At 68.4% G+C, this 19,386-nt stretch carries 14 protein-coding genes and 2 pseudogenes; 10 read left to right on the top strand and 6 right to left on the bottom strand.

Translation table 11 applies throughout. The features are described 5' to 3' along the window. Positions 1-536: SDR family NAD(P)-dependent oxidoreductase (locus COGEMETH_RS22640; protein WP_238184949.1), on the bottom strand; the 536-nt coding region annotated here is incomplete at its 3' end. 314 nt (positions 537-850) lie between these two features. Between COGEMETH_RS22640 and lexA the strand changes: the two genes are divergently transcribed. Next, on the top strand, positions 851-1,570 hold the full coding sequence (gene lexA / locus COGEMETH_RS22645; protein WP_238184950.1) for a transcriptional repressor LexA: 720 nt from the start codon (positions 851-853) through the stop codon (positions 1,568-1,570). Here the strand turns inward: lexA and COGEMETH_RS22650 are convergent. Continuing rightward, a pseudogene (locus COGEMETH_RS22650) lies at positions 1,564-2,958 on the bottom strand (ComEC/Rec2 family competence protein); the annotation flags it as partial. The gene lexA and the pseudogene COGEMETH_RS22650 sit on opposite strands and share 7 nt — an antisense overlap. Positions 2,959-3,021: 63 nt before the next feature. Here COGEMETH_RS22650 and COGEMETH_RS22655 point away from each other — a divergent pair. Continuing rightward, positions 3,022-4,761, top strand: coding sequence for a recombinase family protein (locus COGEMETH_RS22655; RefSeq protein ID WP_147708305.1), 1,740 nt, complete (start codon positions 3,022-3,024; stop codon positions 4,759-4,761). A 114-nt stretch (positions 4,762-4,875) separates the two neighbouring features. On the opposite strand, the gene COGEMETH_RS22660 is transcribed toward COGEMETH_RS22655, so the two are convergent. From COGEMETH_RS22660 to COGEMETH_RS22670, 3 genes are all read right to left on the bottom strand, one after another. Continuing rightward, positions 4,876-5,409: a hypothetical protein gene (locus tag COGEMETH_RS22660; RefSeq protein WP_147708304.1), complete on the bottom strand. Its 534-nt coding sequence runs from the start codon at positions 5,407-5,409 to the stop codon at positions 4,876-4,878. Continuing rightward, positions 5,406-7,214: an anti-phage dCTP deaminase gene (locus COGEMETH_RS22665; protein WP_238184951.1), complete on the bottom strand. Its 1,809-nt coding sequence runs from the start codon at positions 7,212-7,214 to the stop codon at positions 5,406-5,408. The genes COGEMETH_RS22660 and COGEMETH_RS22665 overlap by 4 nt, the downstream gene beginning before the upstream one ends. 314 nt (positions 7,215-7,528) lie before the next feature. Beyond that, positions 7,529-8,269: a DNA-binding protein gene (locus COGEMETH_RS22670; protein ID WP_147708302.1), complete on the bottom strand. Its 741-nt coding sequence runs from the start codon at positions 8,267-8,269 to the stop codon at positions 7,529-7,531. Between the two features lie 376 nt (positions 8,270-8,645). On the opposite strand from COGEMETH_RS22670, the gene COGEMETH_RS22675 reads away from it, so the two are divergent. From COGEMETH_RS22675 to COGEMETH_RS22695, 5 genes are all read left to right on the top strand, one after another. After that, positions 8,646-9,491: a metallophosphoesterase gene (locus COGEMETH_RS22675; RefSeq protein WP_147708301.1), complete on the top strand. Its 846-nt coding sequence runs from the start codon at positions 8,646-8,648 to the stop codon at positions 9,489-9,491. Beyond that, complete coding sequence (locus COGEMETH_RS22680) at positions 9,488-9,835, top strand: hypothetical protein (RefSeq protein WP_147708300.1); 348 nt, start codon at positions 9,488-9,490, stop codon at positions 9,833-9,835. The genes COGEMETH_RS22675 and COGEMETH_RS22680 overlap by 4 nt, the downstream gene beginning before the upstream one ends. A gap of 379 nt (positions 9,836-10,214) precedes the next feature. Next, positions 10,215-12,209: an AAA family ATPase gene (locus COGEMETH_RS22685; protein WP_147833090.1), complete on the top strand. Its 1,995-nt coding sequence runs from the start codon at positions 10,215-10,217 to the stop codon at positions 12,207-12,209. 897 nt (positions 12,210-13,106) lie between these two features. Beyond that, entirely contained in the window at positions 13,107-13,460 is a 354-nt protein-coding gene (locus tag COGEMETH_RS22690; RefSeq protein ID WP_147833089.1) for a helix-turn-helix domain-containing protein, read from the top strand. A gap of 3 nt (positions 13,461-13,463) precedes the next feature. Next, positions 13,464-14,654 (top strand): tyrosine-type recombinase/integrase, encoded by a 1,191-nt coding sequence (locus tag COGEMETH_RS22695; protein WP_147708297.1) that lies wholly within the window; start codon positions 13,464-13,466, stop codon positions 14,652-14,654. A gap of 192 nt (positions 14,655-14,846) precedes the next feature. Here COGEMETH_RS22695 and COGEMETH_RS25875 read toward each other — a convergent pair. Then, positions 14,847-16,034 (bottom strand): annotated as a pseudogene (locus COGEMETH_RS25875) (transposase); the annotation flags it as partial. A gap of 963 nt (positions 16,035-16,997) precedes the next feature. On the opposite strand from COGEMETH_RS25875, the gene COGEMETH_RS22705 reads away from it, so the two are divergent. The 3 genes from COGEMETH_RS22705 (at position 16,998) to COGEMETH_RS22715 (ending at position 19,204) form a co-directional block, all read left to right on the top strand. Further along, positions 16,998-17,465: a hypothetical protein gene (locus COGEMETH_RS22705; protein WP_147708295.1), complete on the top strand. Its 468-nt coding sequence runs from the start codon at positions 16,998-17,000 to the stop codon at positions 17,463-17,465. Positions 17,466-17,768: 303 nt separating this feature from the next. Beyond that, a complete protein-coding gene (locus COGEMETH_RS22710; RefSeq protein WP_187272916.1) occupies positions 17,769-18,530 on the top strand; it encodes a hypothetical protein in 762 nt (253 codons plus the stop codon). Continuing rightward, complete coding sequence (locus COGEMETH_RS22715; protein WP_147708294.1) at positions 18,530-19,204, top strand: RES family NAD+ phosphorylase; 675 nt, start codon at positions 18,530-18,532, stop codon at positions 19,202-19,204. Before COGEMETH_RS22710 ends, COGEMETH_RS22715 begins: the two co-directional genes overlap by 1 nt. Positions 19,205-19,386 lie beyond the last annotated feature (182 nt).

Below are 19,386 nucleotides of genomic sequence, written 5' to 3' on the forward strand. Positions count from 1 at the left end.
CGGGCGAGGTCGCGGGCGAGCGGTAGCGTCATGCCGGCGACACCCGCCTTGGAGGCGGCATAGGCCGCCTGCCCCACCTGACCGTCGAAGGCGGCGATCGAGGCCGTGTTCACGATGACACCGCGCGCGCCCTCCCCGTCCGGCTCCCGGGCCGCCATGGCCTCGGCTGCGAGTCGGATCATGTTGAAGCTGCCGACCAGGTTGATGCGCACGACGCGGGCGAAGGCGTCGAGGTCGTGGGCGCCGTCGCGCCCGAGCACCCGCGCGCTGATGACGATTCCGGCGCAGTTCACGAGGCCGTCGAGGCGGCCGTAGGTGTCGAGGGCCAGCCGGACCGCGGCCCGGCCGTCGTCCTCGTCGGCCACGTCCGTGCGGGCGAACCGGCCGCCGATGCGCTCCGCGGCGGCTGTCCCGCCTTCCGCGTCGACATCGGCGATGACGACGCTCGCCCCCAGCAGCGAGAGGCGCCTCGCCACGCCCCAACCCAGCCCCGAGGCGCCGCCGGTGACGAGGAAGACCCGGTCCGCGATGTCCATGAGGATACCGTTGCAAGCGTTCGAGGATCACGGCGCGTCCGGCCCGACGGCCGCCGCGTCTCCCGGCGGTCCGCTTTGCGCTCGCGCGGGCGCAAGAGGACGTAACCGAGGGCGGGCACGACCGAAAGCGTTTCATCGCCGTGCCCGCCCGTCGCCCTCGGCAGACGGCCGCCGTCCGTTGCCGAAAGCCCCTCGCCGATTGTCGAGACCGAGATGGAAGAACCTTGCGGAACACTTGCGGAACGTCTACCGTGTTCGTGATTTGTTTCGGCGGCCGCGGAGGTGCGGACCGCCCAATCCGCGAGTGCCGGCCGATGCTGACCCGTAAACAGCTCGATCTCCTGCGTTTCATCCAGCAGAAGATGCAGGAAGGGGGGGTGCCCCCGTCGTTCGACGAGATGAAAGACGCCCTCGACCTGAAGTCGAAGTCCGGTATTCACCGGCTGATCACGGCCCTTGAAGAGCGCGGCTTCCTCCGGCGCCTGCCGAATCGGGCGCGCGCCATCGAAGTCATCCGGATACCCGAGAGCTTGGCGCCGGCGCCGGCCTCCGGCGAGGTGCGCCGTTTCACCCCCAGCGTGGTCGAAGGCGGCAAGTCGCGCGCCGCGCCGAAGCCCGCGGCGACTACGCAGATGATCGATGAGGTCGGTCGCTCGATCTCGATCCCGGTCATGGGCCGGATCGCTGCCGGTACGCCGATCTCGGCGATCCAGAACCAGAGCCACGCCATCACCATGTCGCCGGACTTCCTGGCCGGCGGCGAGCATTACGCCCTCGAGGTGCGGGGCGATTCGATGATCGAGGCCGGCATCCTCGACGGTGACCTCGTGGTAATCCGCAAGCAGGAGACCGCCAACACCGGCGACATCATCGTGGCGCTGATCGACGACGAGGAGGCGACGTTGAAGCGCCTGCGCCGTCGCGGTTCCTCGATCGCCCTGGAGGCCGCCAATCCAGCCTACGAGACCCGCGTGCTCGGCCCGGACCGGGTGCAGATCCAGGGTCGGCTCGTCAGCCTCGTGCGCCGCTACTGAAGCGGTTCGGCCGGGATGTCGACGGTGGCGTCGGCTCCCTCCGGGCTGAGGTCGGAGGATGATTCCGGAGCGGGTTGCGATGCCGCTGGTGACGGAGCGCTGTCCTTGCGTGGTGCAGGACGCCAGGGCGACGCGGCGCCGGCTCGGCGAGCGTTGGCGACCACGAAGGCTCCCGGCTCCGCCCGGATCGCCACGGCGCCGTGCCGCGCGAGGTAGGCCCGGTCGATGACGAGGGGCGCCGCGCAGCCCGGCGGCGCGGTCAGGCCGCTGATGAGCAGGTCGGCCCGCGCGCAGTCTTCCGCGAAGGCCCGCTTGTCCCGCACGAGGGCGACCGTACGCCCATCCGCGAGGCGGGCGGTACAGCCCAGGCGATCGCAAGCCGTATCGCCGGTCGCGTCGCTCGCCCGGCGGCCGTCGCCGTCCGCCTTGAGCCACTGCTCCAGAACGAAGGCGGACGGGCGGCCGAGGGCGGTGAGACGCCCTCCCGCGTCGCGGACCACGGCTCCGCTCCCTTGCCGGTCGACGTAGACGTCGTGGCGCGTGGGCTGGGTCGCCAGGGTGAGGCCGATCGCTCCTGGGACAAGGGCGAGGCGGCGCAGGCGCGAGGCCGGCAGCGTCGCCAGGAGCAGCGCGCAGGCGAGCAGCGCCATCGCGCCGATGCCGAAGGCCGGCAACACGACGTTGGCCTGCCCGAACCCCTCGATCCAGCCCGAGATCGTCAGCATGCCGCGCACGGCCAGGCCCATCAGCCACCAGATCGGCTGATCGAGGGCGAAGGGATAGGCCAGGATGCCGAGCACGGCGGCGGGCATCACTGCCAGCGAGACCAGAGGCAGCGTCAGGGCGTTGCCGACGAGTCCGAAGGGCTGGACCGTCTGGAAGTGGTAGGTGGCGAAGGGCGCGGTAGCGACCTGCGCCACCAGCGTGGTCGCGAGCGTGCCGAAGACCGCCGTGAGGGCCAGCGCCACGGCCCTTCCGATCCGCCCCGCGCCCTCGCGGCGGAACAGGCGCCCGTCGATCAGCCGGGCGCAAGCGATCAGGCCGGCCACCGCCCCGAACGACATCTGGAAGCTCGGGCCGAGCAGCCCTTCCGGCTCGCGGGCAAGGGCGACGATGGCGGCCAGGGCGAGGTTGCGCATCGACAGCGCCGGGCGCTCGACCAGGATGGCGCCGAGCATGATGAGGGTCATGATCAAAGAGCGCTCGGCCGCGATGTCCCAGCCCGAGAAGGCGCAGTAGGCGGTCACGCCCAGCATGGCGAAGGCGGCGGCGATCTTCTTGATCGGCCAGAGCAGGGCCAGGTGCGGGACGAGGGCGAGGGCCGCCCGGATCAGCCAGAACACCACGCCGGCCGCCAGCACCATGTGCAGCCCCGAGATCGAGACGACGATTGGCAGGGTTGGCCGGCAACGTGTTATGGGGGGCCATCACGTCAGAAAGCCTGGACTTCGATGGGTCTACCCTCCGGCCTTCCCGCCGCACCCCCACCGGCGATCGCCTATTCCTACCTGCGCCTGAGCTCGAAACGCCAGGTCAGCAAGGGCGACGGCGAACGTTACCGCGACGGCTTCCAAAGGCAGATCGAGCTGCGCGACGCGTACCTCGCCGAGAACCCGCATCTCACGCTCGACACCCGCTTCAACCTGCATGACATCGGGGTCTCGGCCTACACCCGCGCGAACATCGCCGAGGGCGGCACGGGCAAGCTCAGGCTGTTCGTCAACGAGGTCGAGGCCGGCAGGATCGCCGCGGGGAGCTATCTCCTCGTGGAGTCCCTCGATCGCGTCTCGCGGGCCGAGATCAACATCGCGCAGGAACTCCTCCTGCGGCTGGTCAACAACGGGATCATCGTCAGGTCGATCATCGACAGGCAGACCTACCACGCCCGGTCCGACCCGATGCAGTTCATCATCTCGATCGTCTACCTGATGCGGGCTCACGACGAGTCGTTGATGAAGGCCGCGCGGCTGAGGGAGACCTGGGTCCGGAAACGGGCGAACATCGGCAAGCGCAAGCTCACCGCGAGGATCCCGTCGTGGCTTGAGGTCGACGGCGACGGCTTCAGGCCGCATGGGCATCGGAAGCGGATCGTCGAGCGGATCTTCTCCGAGCTCGCCGACGGGCAGGGGCGCGATGCGATCGCCCGGGGGCTCAACAGGGACGGGGAGCCGACCTGGGGCAAGGGCCGCGCATGGCACGGGGGCGTGATCCAGAAGATCACCGACACCCGGGCCGTCCTCGGCGAGTTCCGGCCCCACAGGTTGGAGTTCAGCATCAGGAACGGCATCAAGGTCGGCAAGCGCATCCCCGCCGGCGACGTGATCCCGGACTACTATCCGGCGGTGATCGACGAGGAGCTGTGGGACCGGGCCCGGCGCGTGGCCGACGCGCGTCGGCTGGGCACCACGCCGAACGCCGGCGGCCGGCAGGGCACGCGCATCTCGAACCTCTTCGGGATGGTGGCCGAGTGCGCGATGTGCGGCAAACCGATGAACTACCGCGACCGGGGACCCCGGTCGACGATCGTGCTCATCTGCTCGACGAGCCGGGCGGGCACCTGTGCGAACGACGTCCGCATCCCCTACCTGGAGACCGAGGACGCCGTGCTGACCTGGTTCGTGCAGGTCGACCTTTCCAAGGCCGACGCCGGCGAGATGCAGCGCCTGGAGCAATCGTTGCGGGATGCCATCGCCCGCCGGGACGGCCTCCAGGCCGAGGCCGAGACCCTGATGCGGGCCTTCGGTCGCGGCGACCGGTTCGCCGAGCCCGCGATCGACAGGATCCGCGGCGAGGTCGCCACCATCGAGAAGGGGATCTCGGAGACGTCCGCGACGCTGCTCACGCTGAGGGAGGCCGGCGGTTCGGACGGCAGGGAGCCCGCCATCGCCCTCATGCTGGACCTCGACCGCGCGAACGCGCCCGACGAGGAACGCTACGCTGCGCGCATCCGCGTCCGGCAGATGCTGCGCGACACCGTGACGTCGATGCGATGCCGGCAGGACGGGCACGTCGACATCGTGGCCATCGACGGATCGATGCACCGGTTCCGGGACGGGTACTGGCTGCACGAAGGCAGGTGGCACCCTTCCGGCCCCGGCCTGTTCGGTTTCTCGCGCAAGGTCTCGAAGAAGGTGGAGGCACGTCGGCGGGCATGGCTGGAAGCGGCCGTGGCCGCCTATGAGGATCCCTGACGGGTCCGGCCACCCGGGAGGTCGCGGGCGGCCCATGGTCCCAAGACGGGACCGTGGGCCGTGCCGCCTCGCCGGACCGCAGCGTGTCGGGGAAGGCCGCCGCGGCCTTGGGGATCAGCTGGAAAGGCCGGGGACCCCTTCCAGGGTCTCGACACGCCAGTGGACCGGTCGGCCGGCCTCCGAGTGGCGCAGGGCCTCGTCGAGGACCTCCACGTCCGTGCGCCCGTGAAGGAGCACGGCGAGACAGGTCGCGTTCCGGTCCGACGGCCGCGCGAACGTCGTCAGGACGTCCATCGCCATGCCACGCACCCGCCAGCGTCCGCCCTGGTCGCTCGGGGGCCTCAGGTCGATGTGCCTGTGGACGTAGTGGGAGCACGTGTTCTCGAACAGGCTGAACGCCCTCTGGCGGCTGAGGGCGTTCAGGTCGAAGTAGGGATAGGCCCGCGCATCGAGCACGACGGCCGGCTTGGCCTGACTGAAGACGCGGGCGAAAACCTCCCCGTGCAGGTCCGCCATCGGAAAGCAGATCACGCGCTGGACGGGGCGGAAATCGAAGAGGGACAGCTGCTCCTGATGCGCCCGCGACGCGACGGCGGGGGCCTCGTCACGGGCCGTCCCGGCCACGAGACGAAGGTGCGGATGGCTCATGCTGGGCGAATCCCGAGGTCCCGTTCGAGGTCGGTATAGCGTAGCTTGAAGAGGTCGGACGGGCCACCCCAGTCCGGTTCGCCCATGGCGAAATTCCCGGTCACCTTGTCCTTGTAGTCACGGTCCTTGAGGAACACCCTCGCGTACATCCGGGGCGCGACGCCGACGAAGGGCCTGAAGAGAACCTTCGGCCGGGGCTTCGCGGCCTCGCGCGGCGCCGCTCGCTCGCGCGGGGATTCATGCCGGAAACGGGACGGAGGTTCCCAATCCTCCGACACGGTGGTGATCGCGTCGCAATGCAGGTCGAGCGCCCGGCTCTTCGGGTAGGGCTCGATGTACTGGACCTCGTCGATCCCCGCCGAGACGATATGCCGGGCGCAGTAATGGCAGGGGAACGCGCTGACGAAGAGCCGCGTGCCGCGCGGCGAGACGCCCGTCCGGGCGGCGGAGAGGATCGCATCCATCTCGGCGTGGACGGCACGGCTGAACTCGATCAGGCCGCCGAGCCGCGTGCGCCGGAGCTCGGCGACGACCACGGACCTCTCCCGGCCCGCGAGCAGCATGGGGTACGCCACGAGCAACGCGTCGATGATGGCGTTCTGTTCCCGGTTGCTGCTGCAGTACCGGTCCGGCCTGAAGGCGCATCGCTCGTCGTCCCCGGGCTCGAAGGCCTCGCCGTAGACCCCTCCCCCGGCCTTCGGCACCTCGTTCGTCCCGGTCGCGACGACGTTGCCCTGCGCGTCGACCAGGGCCGCGCCGACCTGGCGCGAGAGGCACGCGCTCTTGAGCTGCGCCGAATGGGCCTGATGCATCGCCGTCTCGGCGACGTTCGGCCGGATGACCTCGCTCAGGGTCAGGAGCCGGACCAGGCGTCGGAGCGGCTCGTTCATGGCCGTGTTGTTCGGGTCGTCCTCGGCGTCCTTGGAATTGTCGACGAAGAAATCCGCCTCGTGGAACGTGTCCACGACGTGCTGGCCGTGCTTCTCGGGGGCGTCGGCATCGCGGTCCATGAAGGCGGAGATCGCCGCCTTCGTGGCCTGCGTCTGGCGATCGTCGAGGCTGTAGAGCTCCGTCCGCAGCCTCCGGCTTCGCTTCTCCGGGTCGCACACGACGCCGACGAGCGTGAACGCGTCCTGATAGAGACGGCGGAGGAGGTGCGCTTCCGCCGGGTGCCGCAGGGAGTCGATGATGTAGGCTCGGGGCCTGCCGTCGAGCTCGCCCTCCGGCTGGCCGCTCGCCTTGGCGCGGACCGCCCTGATCTCGCCGACCACGGCCCTTGCCACGGCCGCGTTGTCACGCGTGGCCAGGCGCATGGCATCGCCGTGGTCCTGCATGTCGACGATGCCTTCGAGGGTCTTGCGCGCCCCGTCGCCGGCGATCGCACGCCCCTCGGCGCGCCCCCACGCCTTTATGGCCGAGCTCGCCTTCACGACATGGACCTCGTGGCGGGAGGCGCCCGCCTCCTCCAGGAACTGCTTGATGATCTTCGCCGCCCGTCCGGCCCCGGCCCCGACGGGCCCGACCACGGCGATGAACAGCTCGTTTCCCCGCGACCGTCTCAGGACTTCCTGACTGGTCTCACCGGCGTGCCCGAGCTTCGCGGCCGCGGCCGGGCGAGCGACAACGACACCATCGACCATCTTGACCCGCCTCGCCGCCACCGAATTCGACCGGCACCGAAGGCGCTCGATGCAACCATACGTTCGGAGCCCATCGCCGATATACGCTTCCTCGACGAACGTACATGTCCCGAGGTGGACGGCGACAAACGACCTGTTGACCATGAAACGCGCAGGGGCGGGCAAGGCGGTCGCTCGATGAGGGCGGCAGGACCGACCGAAGCATCCGCATGCCGGCTCCGTCCGAACGAGGCGGCAAGCATCATCCCTAGGTTTCCCCGCGGGCGATCCCGCCGAGATGGCGGGGTTCGCGCCGACAGGCTTCACCTAAGCATCTCCCGTGCTCGCCAAGCACGTTCAGCTTCTCGCAACGCGTCTCCACTTCGGGCGGCCCGCGATGGGGAAGCGCATTCCGACACACGCGTTACGGCAGCCTTGCGAGAGCGCCAGGCAGTCGGGATTTCCCTCTCGACGGGAGCGCTGGATGGCCATGCCCGAGCCTAGGTCTCGCCGTGGCCGATCGCTGCGAGACCGCGAGCCTCGCGCTGATAGGTCAGGTCGTAGTTCCGGACGAAGAACTTCCCGTGATGCACACGCACGTCCATCTTCTTGCGTAGCGTTTCCACGTCGAGAGGTTCGCGATGGAGCCGCGCCCCCCGGCGCGTCGATTGCCGCAGCCTCGGAAGGATCTCCTCGACCGTCATGACCCCGCGCGGGGGGATGAGCGCGAAGACCTCGCGCATCACGCGGTCCCAGAACTCCTCCGCCCGGATGTGGTCGAGGCGCCTGCGCACGCGCTCGACCTCCGCCACGAGCTTCGCGTTCTCGTCGCGTAGCCGGACGACCTCCTCCTCCCGGAGCCTACCGGTCGCCTCGTTCCTTTCCAACCTGGCGCCCGCCTCCCGCAGCAGCCCGTCGGTGGCGACCCGCTCAGCCTCCGCCAGCCTGTGCCGATCGGCGAGCCGGGCCGTCGCCTCGACCATCGCCGACGCCCAGACCCTCTCGGCGAACTCGATCAGCCCCGCCTGCATCGCCTCCGGCAACAGCTTGAGGTCGAGCCGCGGCTTGTACGCGTTCGCCGCCTTCCAATCCCGCACGTGCAGCATGACCGCCCCACGGGCCATGGCTCGAAAGGGGGGCTTGCCCGTCATGTCGTCGATGACCGCCTGGACGCTCACGTCGTCCCTGCCCTTCGAGCCGAGCCGGTCGCAGACCTTCCAGACCCTCTCCCGCGGCGTCATCGCGAACCCCTCCGAACCGAAGGATAGATTGGACGGACCTTGGTTAAGCACCCCCTGAAAATCCGGGGAACGGGAACGGGGAACGTTCCTCGTTCCCGTTCCCCACGGAGTCGCCGTCCACGCACCGCCGGGGGATTCCCGTTAACCAACGGTCAACCATGTTCCGAGCGGCCGGCTTGACCCCAGGCCCTCCCCCGCCCACCTGGGCTCCCATGACGAACGCGTTTGCCCGCACCCGAATGAAAGCCCCGCAGGCCGCATAACGGCCTGCGCCCGACGGCGCGCGCACCAGGCCCGATGGGCCGACCGAGGGTGAAAACCCCGGGCATCGTCATCACCACGGCCTCGAAAACCGTGGGCATCGGAGGGCCGCGACATGCGCCTCTGGACCCTTTCCGACCTACACCAGGAACGCGCGACCAACGCCTGGGACCCGGCGGCGCACGCGCCGGCCGGGGGCTTCGACGTGGTCGTCATCGCCGGCGACGTGCACGTCCCGCTCGTGCGCTCGCTCGAATGGATCGCCGAACGTTTCCTCGGGGTCCCGGTCGTGTACGTGCCGGGCAACCACGACTTCTGGTGGGACCGTGGCGAGGACCGATACACCCTTTCCGACCAGGTCTCGCGCGGGCGGGCGGCCGCCGATCGCCTCGGTGTCCACCTGCTGATGGATGCCGCCGTCACGATCGGCGACATCCACTTCGTCGGGTCGACCCTGTGGACCGATTTCCGCCTCGGCGCCTTCGGCCTGCTCCACGGCCTGCGGTCGGCCGGCGGGCGCGAGGGCATGAACGATTATCGCCGGATCCGCACCGGGCCGACCTCCCGGCACCGCATCCAGCCCGAGGACGTGCTGCGCCTGCACCGCGCGAGCCGGCCCTTCGTCCAAGGTGCGATCCGGCCGGCGCCGGAGCGCACCGTCGTCGTCTCGCACCATGCGCCGAGCCGACGGAGCCTGCCCCCGCAGCCGGACCTGGCGTGGTGCTACGCCAGCGACCTCGAAGACGTCATCGAGGCGTCCCGCCCGACCCTCTGGATCCATGGGCATGTCCACCGGCACGCCGATTACGAGCTGTTCGATACCCGCATCGTCTGCAACGCCCGGGGCCATACCGACGAGGAGGCGGGCTTCATTTCCGACCTCGTCGTCGAGGTCCCCCGACCGCGGCACGATGCGGCATCCCTCACGCCCTCGACCGAAAAGGAAGGATCCGACCGATGATCAGCGTCCACGACGACCTCCATCTCGCGGTGGAATTCATCAACAGGGCCGCAGTCCTTCGCGACGAGCTGGGCATCGCGGCTTACCGCAAGGCCATGCACCAGGCCCTCGTCGCCCTCGGCGACACCGTGATCGCGGAGGCGGAGCGCATGGCCGGAACCTCCGCCCGTGCCAGGGCCCCGAGCGGCGTCGTGGTGCCGTTCGGCAGGACGTCGCGGGCGGTCCGACGCCAGGGGGACACGCCCGATACGGACGGGTCCAAACGACGGTCGGGCCCAGACGGATCCTTCCACCCGGCCGCCATGACGGGCCCGGACCCACTCAGCAGTCGGGCGGTCGCGTAAGGTCTTCCGATCCGCCTCGACTTGGCTTCGTCCCCGTTATCCACCGAAGTTCTTAAAACTACCCGTCTCTGCACTTTCGTCTTGACGCGGATTACTTCGATCTCGTAGTATCTACCTATCGCCGATCAGGCGACCTACGCTCCCGCCGTCGGCCGGAGCCCATCCCGCCCTCGGAGCTGATGCTCGGGCGGACCCGCCCCCAGAGGCACACCATGACCCTTCGCCCCCACGCGCCGAAACGCGCGCCCCGGCCTGTCCCCAGGCCGGCCCGGTCCGTCGGCATCGCCGCCCGGCCGCGCCCTCCCCGCACGACCCCCATTCCCCACGAGGCCTGACCGGCGCCGCGATCGCGGCCGGCTGCCTCGCCCCGGAGGCAGCCATGTCGAATTCCCTCATCGCCCATGCCAAGCGCGTCGCCGCCCAGGCCGCCCTCGATTTCAACGAGGAACACCACCCCGCGGACGACGCCGATACCGTCTACGTCCGGGCCGGTCTCGCCGGTTGCCGGGACGCCCGGGAAGCACTGCCTGTTGCGGCCCTGCTCGACGCCCTCGGCCCGGCGGGCCTGCGGCGCATCCGGGAGGAGGAGGGCCTCGCCGTCGTCGTCGAGGTGCCGGGTCCCGATTGGTCGACGAAGATCCAGATGGCGCTCGGCGACCTAGCTGCCTTCGCACAGGTCATCGTCAGGACCGGCGCCAGGCAGGACCGCCCGACCGAGGGCAACGGGACGGTCGCATCCGCGCTGTCGCGGGGTGCCAGTATCGCAGGCGTCTGCCACGCTCCGGCCCGTTACCTACCGGCCACCCTCGTCCAGGCCGCCGACCTGGTCGTCCGCATCGGGCCGCCGTCGAATCGGGTCGTCGCCGACGTGATCAAGGCGGTGACCGGCAAGCGGGCACGCCGGCTGCCGCCCGCCGTCGCCGCCGGCCTCTCGTTCGACGACATCACCGCGTCGATCAGGATGGGCACCTCGCCGGCGACCTGCATCGCACGGCTCCAGGCTTCCGCCCGCGCCCTCTCGGGCGGCGACGCGCTCGGCGAGGACGTCCCTGACCTTGCCTCTCTCTACGGCTACGGAGCTGCGATGTCGTTCGCCCTCGCGCTCGTGCGCGACCTCGACGAATGGCGAGCCGGACGTCTGGAATTCTCCCAGATCTCCAAGAACTGCACGCTGTACTCGGAACCTGGCCTTGGTAAGTCCAGCCTCATCCGCAGTCTCGCAAAGGCGGCTCGGGTCCCGCTTGTCTCGGCGAGCGTAGCCGAACTCTTCACCTCGTCTTCCGGTCATCTGGACGGCGTGCTCAAGGCGTGGGAGGCGAAGGTCGCGCAAGCCGCCGCTATAGCACCTAGTATTCTGTTCCTAGACGAAATAGACAGTATTCCTAACAGAGCAACCATGGATAATCGTGCTAGAGATTGGTGGAGTCCATTCGTTAACTCAGTGCTTGCAAGTATTGACTCAACGACATCCGATATAACCTCGAAGGTTATTGTAATCGGGGCGACAAACCACATCAATATGCTTGACGCGGCCCTGATCCGTCCGGGCCGGCTTCATCCGGTGATCCGGATCGACCGGCCGGACAAGGATGCCCTCGTGGGGATCATGCGACAGCACCTTGGGATCGACCTCCAGGAGGCCGACCTCTCCGGCGTCGCCCAACTCGGTGCCGGGTCTACCGGTGCCGAGGTGACCGCTTGGATCAAGACCGCGCGCTCGCTCGCCCGCGCCGAAGGCCGTCGCATGGTCCTTGGCGACCTCATCGCGCAGGTGGCCCCGGCCGAGACGCGCACCCCCGCGGAGGTCCGGGCCATCGCCACCCACGAGGCGGCGCATTGCGTCTGCGCGGCGAGGCTCCACGTCGCGTCGATGACCTCGGTCACGATCGCGGACCGCAGGTCGAGCGAGGGGGCCGCGCGGGGGATCATGACCCCGAGGGCGTTCCTCACGAAGACGCAACTTGAGAACGTCGCCGTGGTAGCCCTCGCCGGCCGCGCGATGGACGCCCTCGTCGGGGCGCCCCACACCGGGGCGGGCGGCGGTCGCGGCTCCGACCTGGACCGCGCGACGGGGATCGTGGTGTCGCTGCACACGGAGTTCGGCCTCGGCGACCACCTCGCCTACCGCGGCGGCAACGCCGAGGACGCCATGCGCACGGACCCGGCACTGCGCCGCACGGTCGAGGCCGACCTGCTTCGGCTCTACGCACAGGCGACCGATCTCGTCCGGGAGAACAGGGGGGTGATCGAGGTCCTGGCGAACCGGCTCGTCGAGGCCCGGGTGCTCTCGGGCGATGAGATCCGCACGATCATCGAGGCCGGGTCCACCGCAAGGGGCCGCCGACGCCGGGGAGGCCACCATGCCGCCCGTTGATCCCGACCGCGACGGCAGGGGTAACCTCGGAGCCCACGGCGTCGCGACGCGATGCAAAATCAGGGTCGATGACAGCCGTCCCGACGACACCGCCGCGCCCGGTGTTCGGAGCCGATGTTCCTGGCCGGGCGAGGCCACCGACCGTCCGGAGTGGCGATCGGCGGCCTCGCAATGCAAATAAGGCGCCTCGGAGCTAAAAAAGCAGTCGCGGTTTGCCCGGTTTTCCGGTGTCCGCCGCGATCCATGGATCGAAGGATCGGCGCAGAAAATCCCGTCTCAATGGATTCAAGGGCTTAGGGCCAGGGAATCGGACGGCCTCGGACCTCGGTTTGAGCGGCGGGAATGCCCGAACTAAGGATAAAGTTGTCTATCCTTCGATTTCGGAAAAGACCTTCAATAACAAAGGTTTACGCGATACTATGATCGCCGATTCGACGCCTGGTCGAGGCCCTTGCATTCCTGTCAAGGCCCTGTAGCAGGGCCTGGCGGCACGGGGCTCCCGGCCGGCGCATACGGCGCAAGGGGAGAACGAGGATGTAGGACGAACCATCGAACCCAAGGCCCGATCCCAGGCGAGCGAAAGCCCCGCCGGCGGACCAACGGGGCTTTCGTCTGCAGAGCAGTCGATCACGGCGCACGGTTACGAAGCGACCGCCGTGATCGAGGGCAGGCTGACCGAACAGGACTGCGCACCCTCTTTAGAGGGTCACCGAATCCGGGTCAATCCCGGCTGCGGGCGGACGACCCATGCCGGTCGCCCTCCCGTGGGGATCGCCAGGCCTCGTTCAGACGGGGCCGGGGACGATCCGGTGAAGGCCCGCCGCGCGCCACGACGAAGCGACGTGTGCGGCGGGTCCGGTGAAACAGCCCCGCAGGGGCAAGCAAGGAAGACCGAACATGTACGCGAGTGAAAGCCGCGCCCCCGAGCGGGAGTGCGATCGGGGAGCCATGCCCGGCGGATGGCACGCCGGCGTCGAGATCGTCTTCGAGATCGGCAAGGCGTTCAAGCTGCCGGAAGTGGCCGAGACGCTCGGGATCAGCCTGCGCCAGGTCCAGGGCCACGTCACAGACGGCACGCTGGTGGCCGTGAACGTCGGCCGCGGGATCGTGCGGCGCGATCTCCGGGTGATGGAGGAGGCCATCGAGGACTTCGCCCGCAGCCGGAAGGTGGCCCCCCGGGGCATCCCCCCGAGGCTGTCCGCCCGCGCGCCCCGGCGCATCGCCGTCCGCAACCGAAACGGAGGGATCTGAGCCATGGCGACGAGGAAGCAGCAGCCGGAGCCCGAGCTCACCCGCGAGCGCAAGGGCAGCCCCTACCGGCACTACGACTTCAAGGTCGGCGGGTTCCGCCACTGCGGATCGACCAAGCGGAAGAAGGATGACATCGCGGGTGCGGAGAGGGTCGCCAGGGCCCTCCGCAACAGGCTCCTCGACGAGGAGGCGGCCCGGCGCGTGGCTCCCGCTCCCGATCCCGACGACATCGACATGACCTGGGAGGAGGCGGTGGCGTCGTACCGCGACAACGCCGGCGACTACCCCTCCTACGTCGGCGAGAGACCGTATTTCGCATGGCTCAAGGTCAGGATCGGCGACCTGTCCGTACGGGCGATCGACAACGCCAAGCTCGCCGAGCTCATCGCCGAGCGACGGAAGAAGCGGCGGTTCGACCGTCCCAACCTCGGCAGGATCTCGAACGCCGCCGTGAACAACAGCGTGACGCACATGATCCAGAAGGTGCTGCGGCACGCCAAGGTCAGAGGGGTGTCGCTGCGAAGGGAGCCCCACTACAAGGACCACCTCCTGAGCGTGGCGCCGCGCGAACGCGAGATGGTGATCGACGAGGAGATGATCCTCGAAGGCATCCGTCCCGATGTATGGCCGTACGTCAGGTTCGTCCTGGAGACCGGCCTTCGAAAGAGGGCGTCGCTGATCGAGAAGAAGCAGGTGCACTGGCGGCAGGGCGTGATCCATGTCGTCGGGAAGGGTGGCAAGTTCCAGCAGGTGGAAATCACCCCCGAGGTCGCGGAGATCCTCAAGGCCGAATGGCACAAGCATCCGACCCACGTGTTCACCTTCCGGATGACGCGGGACGGCAGGCATCCCGTCACCAAGCAAATGCGCATCGAGGGGGAATGTGTCCCGCTGTCTTACAACAGCATCACCGAGATCTGGCGTAACATCTGTGATCGCGCCGGTGTGACCGACCTTCGCATCCATGACATCCGCAAGACCACGGGCGCGCGGATCGTCAGGACGACGGGGGACCTCAAGGCGGCCTCGAAGGTGCTGAACCACTCCGACATCTCGACGACGGCAAGGCACTACGCGTACATCACCACCGACGATATCCGTCGGCGTCTGGCCCAGACGGCTGCGGAAACCCGCAGGCTCAGGGACGCGTGGACGCCCGGACCGAACGATGGTTCGGAGCCGCACCCGGGCTGAGAGACCGTCAAGGAACGACGATGAAACGCAAAACGCCCGGCGAGTTCTCTCGCCGGGCGTTTTGCCATTCGCAACGCAGCCCGATCCATGATCTGACCACCCCCCTCTCCGTCCGTGCCTCACCACCGAGGGGACCGGACGGTCCATTGGCCCGCCCCCCCATTGAAGTGGTTCATCGCCGAGTTTGATGGATCAGGCTGCGAGCAGGAGGCGACGGCGCAGGAGGTCGAGCTTGGCGCGGCCGTACATGGAGCGATTCAGCAGCTTGAGGCGATCGGCCTGGCCTTCGGCTTGCCCACAGCAACAGCACATGTAGAGGCCGGCGCGGTCGGCGGCCCCATCCTGCCCGCGACTGGTGGCGAAGCCCTCGACCACCCGCTCGCCGCCCGTGAGGGCCTCGCCCGACCACGCGCCGAAGGCGGGGATTGTGCCGGGCTCCACCCACGCGCCGCCGTGGCGACCGCCGCTGCAGCCTCTTGGTAGAGTTCGCCCGGATCGCGAAAGAGGTGCCGGGATAGCTGCTTCGGTGGGGGACAGCGGCGGGGGCGACGCCGGAGCGGCCGTCCGGGCATGGGGCAGCGTCCGGTAACGCCCGGCCGTGGTCCTGACCGGACGCGTACGTCCCTCGCTCGGCCGGTGCTGGATCTGCTTCACGGTGCCGTGGAAGCCGGGCTCCCGGAGCTTGCGCCGGAGCCGCACGGCGCTCTCGCAGCCTTCAGCGAGGCCGGCGTGGGAATGATCGAGACGGGGGTCAAGGTGGCCGCGCCCCGGTCCGGGCCGGCCGTGGCGCGGGAAGCGTTCGGCGAACGCGCACCTGCGCACCGTGCCGCGGGCCGGTCTCGCGGTTGATCTATCGCAGCGACTGTCCGGCCGCCCGGCGGCGGCAGACGTCGTAGAGCCTCTCCCACCGCTCGGCCGCCGCGGCACGGGCGAGCGCCTGCGTGTGGGCCAGCGAGTAGGCTTTGATCCGGCGGGTCGAGGGAAACGGGGTCTAGATTGGCGGCAGCTGCTCCCGACGGGGATGGACGCGGTCAAACCAGCGCCCGACCATCTGCCGTGCGTCGAACAGGAGGTGCCACCGATCGACGACCTGCACGGCTTCAGGCGCGCCCAGCGTGGTGCGGCGGGCGTACTCGGTCGAGCGGTCGCGCTCCACAAGCCGGCCCCCCGGGGCTCGCGGCGGAGCCAGGCCGCCGAGGTCTCGGCCGAGCGATCGGGCAGCAGGTCGATGGGCTGTGGACGTTCGATATCGACTACGTTGGTGCCATAGGTCGGGCCATTGCGCAGCGCCCAGTCATCGACGCCGACGATGCAGGGTGGAACCGCGTTCGGCGGCGGCAGTCGCCGGATCGTTCGCAACATCGCCCGGGCAAGCGACGGTGTGAATGCTTTTCCATTCGGCATCCTTTTACGTGCCCCGCGGCGGTCGTCGGAGGCCCGGATCGTGCGTTGGGATTGCGTGACTTTTGCGTGACCCCAGGTGCTTTTCGGTGCCGTTCCATGCTTTTAAACGCGATGCCGGACCCGCGTCACACGGTGGGCAACCAGGGTGTTACCCATGGAACCTGCGGCCAAAATTCTGGCTAAGCGCCTCATCCAATTGGTCTTTTCCACCTCGTTCGGAGCACCGGACTGGTGGATCGATAATTATCGATCGAAGAGCGATTAAAACCCAACATGGAGCAATCCATTATGTGGTTCAAGAATTCACCAGTAATTTGAATATCTTAGCGCAATATAGAATGGCTGCGTGATTTTTGCGGGACTCGTGGCTCGTGATCGACCACCTGACCCTCAAAGCATTCCACGTCGTCTGCATCCGCTTTCCGGGCCCGACGACGCAAACGTTGGATGGTCTTGAAAGCCATCACACGCATCGATCGCGACCGTCGTGACGGTCCCCCCGTCTCCAAGTGCGATCGCCCAACTGGAATGGTCTCGTGGTGGGGCCTGACGGCACGTCCGGATCGATGTCGCACAGGGGCCAGGCGCTCGACCCGACACGCTCCAGCGGGTCCCGAACACCAACGTCTCATCGCCCATCGAATGGCCGATCCTCAGGGGCCGGCCGTACCCCGCCCCCACAAAGCCTCCCGGCGACAGCTTGCTGTCGTCATCACGCCGGAATGGCGCATTCAGGTCAGAATAATGACTGCATGCTGTCGTGACAGCATGCAGTCATTTCATCCCACCCCGAAGCGATCCGTCAACGGGATCTCAACGCCGTGCTGTCATGACAGCACGGCGCATCAGTCCGGGATCGAACATCGCATGCCGAAAGCGAGACCAAGATCGCGCAACGAAAAGGTGATGGTTTACCTGGCGCCCGCCACGAGGCGCCTCATGGCCGTGGCGGCGGCCGAGCGGAGGCTCAAGATCAGCACCGTCTACGAAGAAGCGGCCACGGAATATCTCAAGTCGCGGCCACCGGGGGCGACGAAGTCCGATGACGCCATGACGGCTCCGCTCACCCAATCCAAGGACGTCTGGCCGGAGGGCGCCGCAGCCGCAATCCTGAAGAAGCTCGATAACTGCCAGCACTTCATCCAGGAGATCAATGCGAACACCGCCGGCCTCATTCCGATGGTCGATGCGCGGGCCCTCGCCGTCGTCATCGCCGCCCTGGCGAAGGCCGGCCAAGAAGGCATTGGCACGCCGGAAGTCCGCACGTTGCTGAACCGCTCGGCCTTCACCAACATCAAGACAACCATCGTGCGCGACGTCCTCGTCCGGGCGGGGGTGGCCAGTTATGCCGACGGGCGTTTGTTCATGACGGACGTCGGCGCCGCAACGATCGATCGGCCCGTATGATCCCGGGGAAGGCGCCTGAGCCTCCCCCGACGCACCCGCGGGCATCGCCAAGGCAGGGATTAGTTCACGCCCTGCCGGCACGGCCCCGTGGAAGCCTTGGCCGACCGCTCGATCCCCGGGCGGCATGACCAGATCGATCGGGCCCAGCCCGCCTCATGAACCGCCCCCGGTGCAACCACGGCCAATGGCATGCGTACACATCCCCATGCCGGGGGTGGCGGCGATACCGTGGTTCCCTCCTCGCCTTTTCGGCCTATAATCGCTATATGACCAGTCATAGATATCGAAAGTAGGATTTCTGCGATGGTGGCGACGCCGATCGGCAAGGGTGGGGTCCGTGAGGGCGTGCACGGTCGTGTCCGACAGGGTCTCCATGCCTCCGCGACACTCGACGCGATCGCCGAGGACGCGACCCATGTCACCGTCGATGTCTCCGTCCACGGAGGACTTGCCGACATCGGCCCGCTCCACAGGGTCGTTGTGGCATCACTCAAGCCCTCGGGGACCAACGCGACCAAGGCGACGACGAAGGCCGTGCATTCGGCTCTCAGGAGCGCCGCGGCCGACTTCCTGGGGCGCGCCTTCGCGAACGAGTTCAGGAAGGTCGTCGACGCCTATCGCGTCATGTTGCGAGAGAGCCTCGTCAAGGGGGAGGACCCGGCGCTCAAGGCGGCGCTCAACCGCGCACGGCTCCAGGAGCGCATCCTGGCCGATACGTCGATGGTCGAGCAGGCGGAGGCGTGCACGCTGCTCGGGTTGTCGACGGCCAATCCGTCGGCCACGATGAAGCGGAAGGAGGACGGTCACGAGGTCCTGCGGTTCACGACCGATGGCCGGGCCGTCTACCCGCTCTTCCAGTTCGACGTGGAGGGCCGCCGGCTGCACCCGGCCATGGCGCAGCTGATCGCGAGGAAGCCGAAGGGGTGGAGCGATTTCCGCCTCCTCCACTGGTTGACCCGGCCTCATCTCGACATGGACGGAACCCCGGCCGAGGCGCTCGGGACCGACGCGCAAGGCGTCCTCGCGGCGTTCGAGCGCGAGATCGACCCCCCGGTGCATGGCTGATGAGGTTCGACCTCGCGATACCCGACCCGTCGACGATGCGGGTGGGGAAGGAGGCCTACGTCGACCTGCGCACGGGGACCGAACTCCATCGCATCCACCCGACCGCATTCCTACCCGAACAGTTCAACGACACCGCCAGGGGCAACGCACGCTTCTCCCCGATACGGGATACGGCCGGCGTCATCATCCCGACGATCTATGGCGCCGAAAGCTTCGAGTGCGCGGCCTGCGAGATCATCCTCCGCTGCCCCGACGTGCCGCCCGTCGCGCCCACCGCGGGTCCCGCACGCCTGCAAATCGTCTTTCCCAGGGATTTCTCCGGGCATAGCCACAGCGTCGTGCGGACGACGGTCGACCTGCATCTCGTCGATCTCACCGGGGCCGGACAGCGGCAGGTCGGGATCGACAGGAACGCCCTCGTGACGGGTCCGACGAGCACCTACCCGAGGACCCGCGGCTGGGCCGAGCACGTGCATACAGGATGCCCCGGAGCCCACGGGCTGTACTACAGCTCCGTGCAATGGAGCCCGCACTTCGCCGTCGTCCTGTTCGGGGACAGGCTACCCGCCGGGGCATTGACGCCGGCATCCACCCGCCCCGTGGCCGACCCTGCGTGCCATGACGACGTCCGCGTCCTCGCGGCACGCCTGTCCATCGACTACGAGGACGTCTGAACCGCCTCCCGCCCAGGTCGGCGGACGGCACGCATGCAATCGTCAGCCTCCGCCACCGGACCACGTGGAAGTCCGGCTTCGACCGCACACGGTACGTCCGGTTCCCCCGCGGAGCGGCGGGGCATGGTTAAGGTTCCTGTGGATCGAGAAGACGGTCTGGCCCATCCGCGAGGGCAAGACCT

Source organism: Methylobacterium trifolii (assembly GCF_022179685.1).
Taxonomy (GTDB): Bacteria; Pseudomonadota; Alphaproteobacteria; order Rhizobiales; family Beijerinckiaceae; genus Methylobacterium; species Methylobacterium trifolii.

Excerpts from the sequence above, each read along its gene's own strand:
- lexA (WP_238184950.1), top strand. The coding sequence starts at position 851 with ATGCTGACCCGTAAACAGCTCGATCTCCTGCGTTTCATCCAGCAGAAG.
- COGEMETH_RS22655 (WP_147708305.1), top strand. The coding sequence starts at position 3,022 with ATGGGTCTACCCTCCGGCCTTCCCGCCGCACCCCCACCGGCGATCGCC.
- COGEMETH_RS22660 (WP_147708304.1), bottom strand. The coding sequence starts at position 5,409 with ATGAGCCATCCGCACCTTCGTCTCGTGGCCGGGACGGCCCGTGACGAG.
- COGEMETH_RS22670 (WP_147708302.1), bottom strand. The coding sequence starts at position 8,269 with ATGACGCCGCGGGAGAGGGTCTGGAAGGTCTGCGACCGGCTCGGCTCG.
- COGEMETH_RS22675 (WP_147708301.1), top strand. The coding sequence starts at position 8,646 with ATGCGCCTCTGGACCCTTTCCGACCTACACCAGGAACGCGCGACCAAC.
- COGEMETH_RS22680 (WP_147708300.1), top strand. The coding sequence starts at position 9,488 with ATGATCAGCGTCCACGACGACCTCCATCTCGCGGTGGAATTCATCAAC.
- COGEMETH_RS22685 (WP_147833090.1), top strand. The coding sequence starts at position 10,215 with ATGTCGAATTCCCTCATCGCCCATGCCAAGCGCGTCGCCGCCCAGGCC.
- COGEMETH_RS22690 (WP_147833089.1), top strand. The coding sequence starts at position 13,107 with ATGTACGCGAGTGAAAGCCGCGCCCCCGAGCGGGAGTGCGATCGGGGA.
- COGEMETH_RS22695 (WP_147708297.1), top strand. The coding sequence starts at position 13,464 with ATGGCGACGAGGAAGCAGCAGCCGGAGCCCGAGCTCACCCGCGAGCGC.
- COGEMETH_RS22705 (WP_147708295.1), top strand. The coding sequence starts at position 16,998 with ATGGCCGTGGCGGCGGCCGAGCGGAGGCTCAAGATCAGCACCGTCTAC.
- COGEMETH_RS22710 (WP_187272916.1), top strand. The coding sequence starts at position 17,769 with ATGGTGGCGACGCCGATCGGCAAGGGTGGGGTCCGTGAGGGCGTGCAC.
- COGEMETH_RS22715 (WP_147708294.1), top strand. The coding sequence starts at position 18,530 with ATGAGGTTCGACCTCGCGATACCCGACCCGTCGACGATGCGGGTGGGG.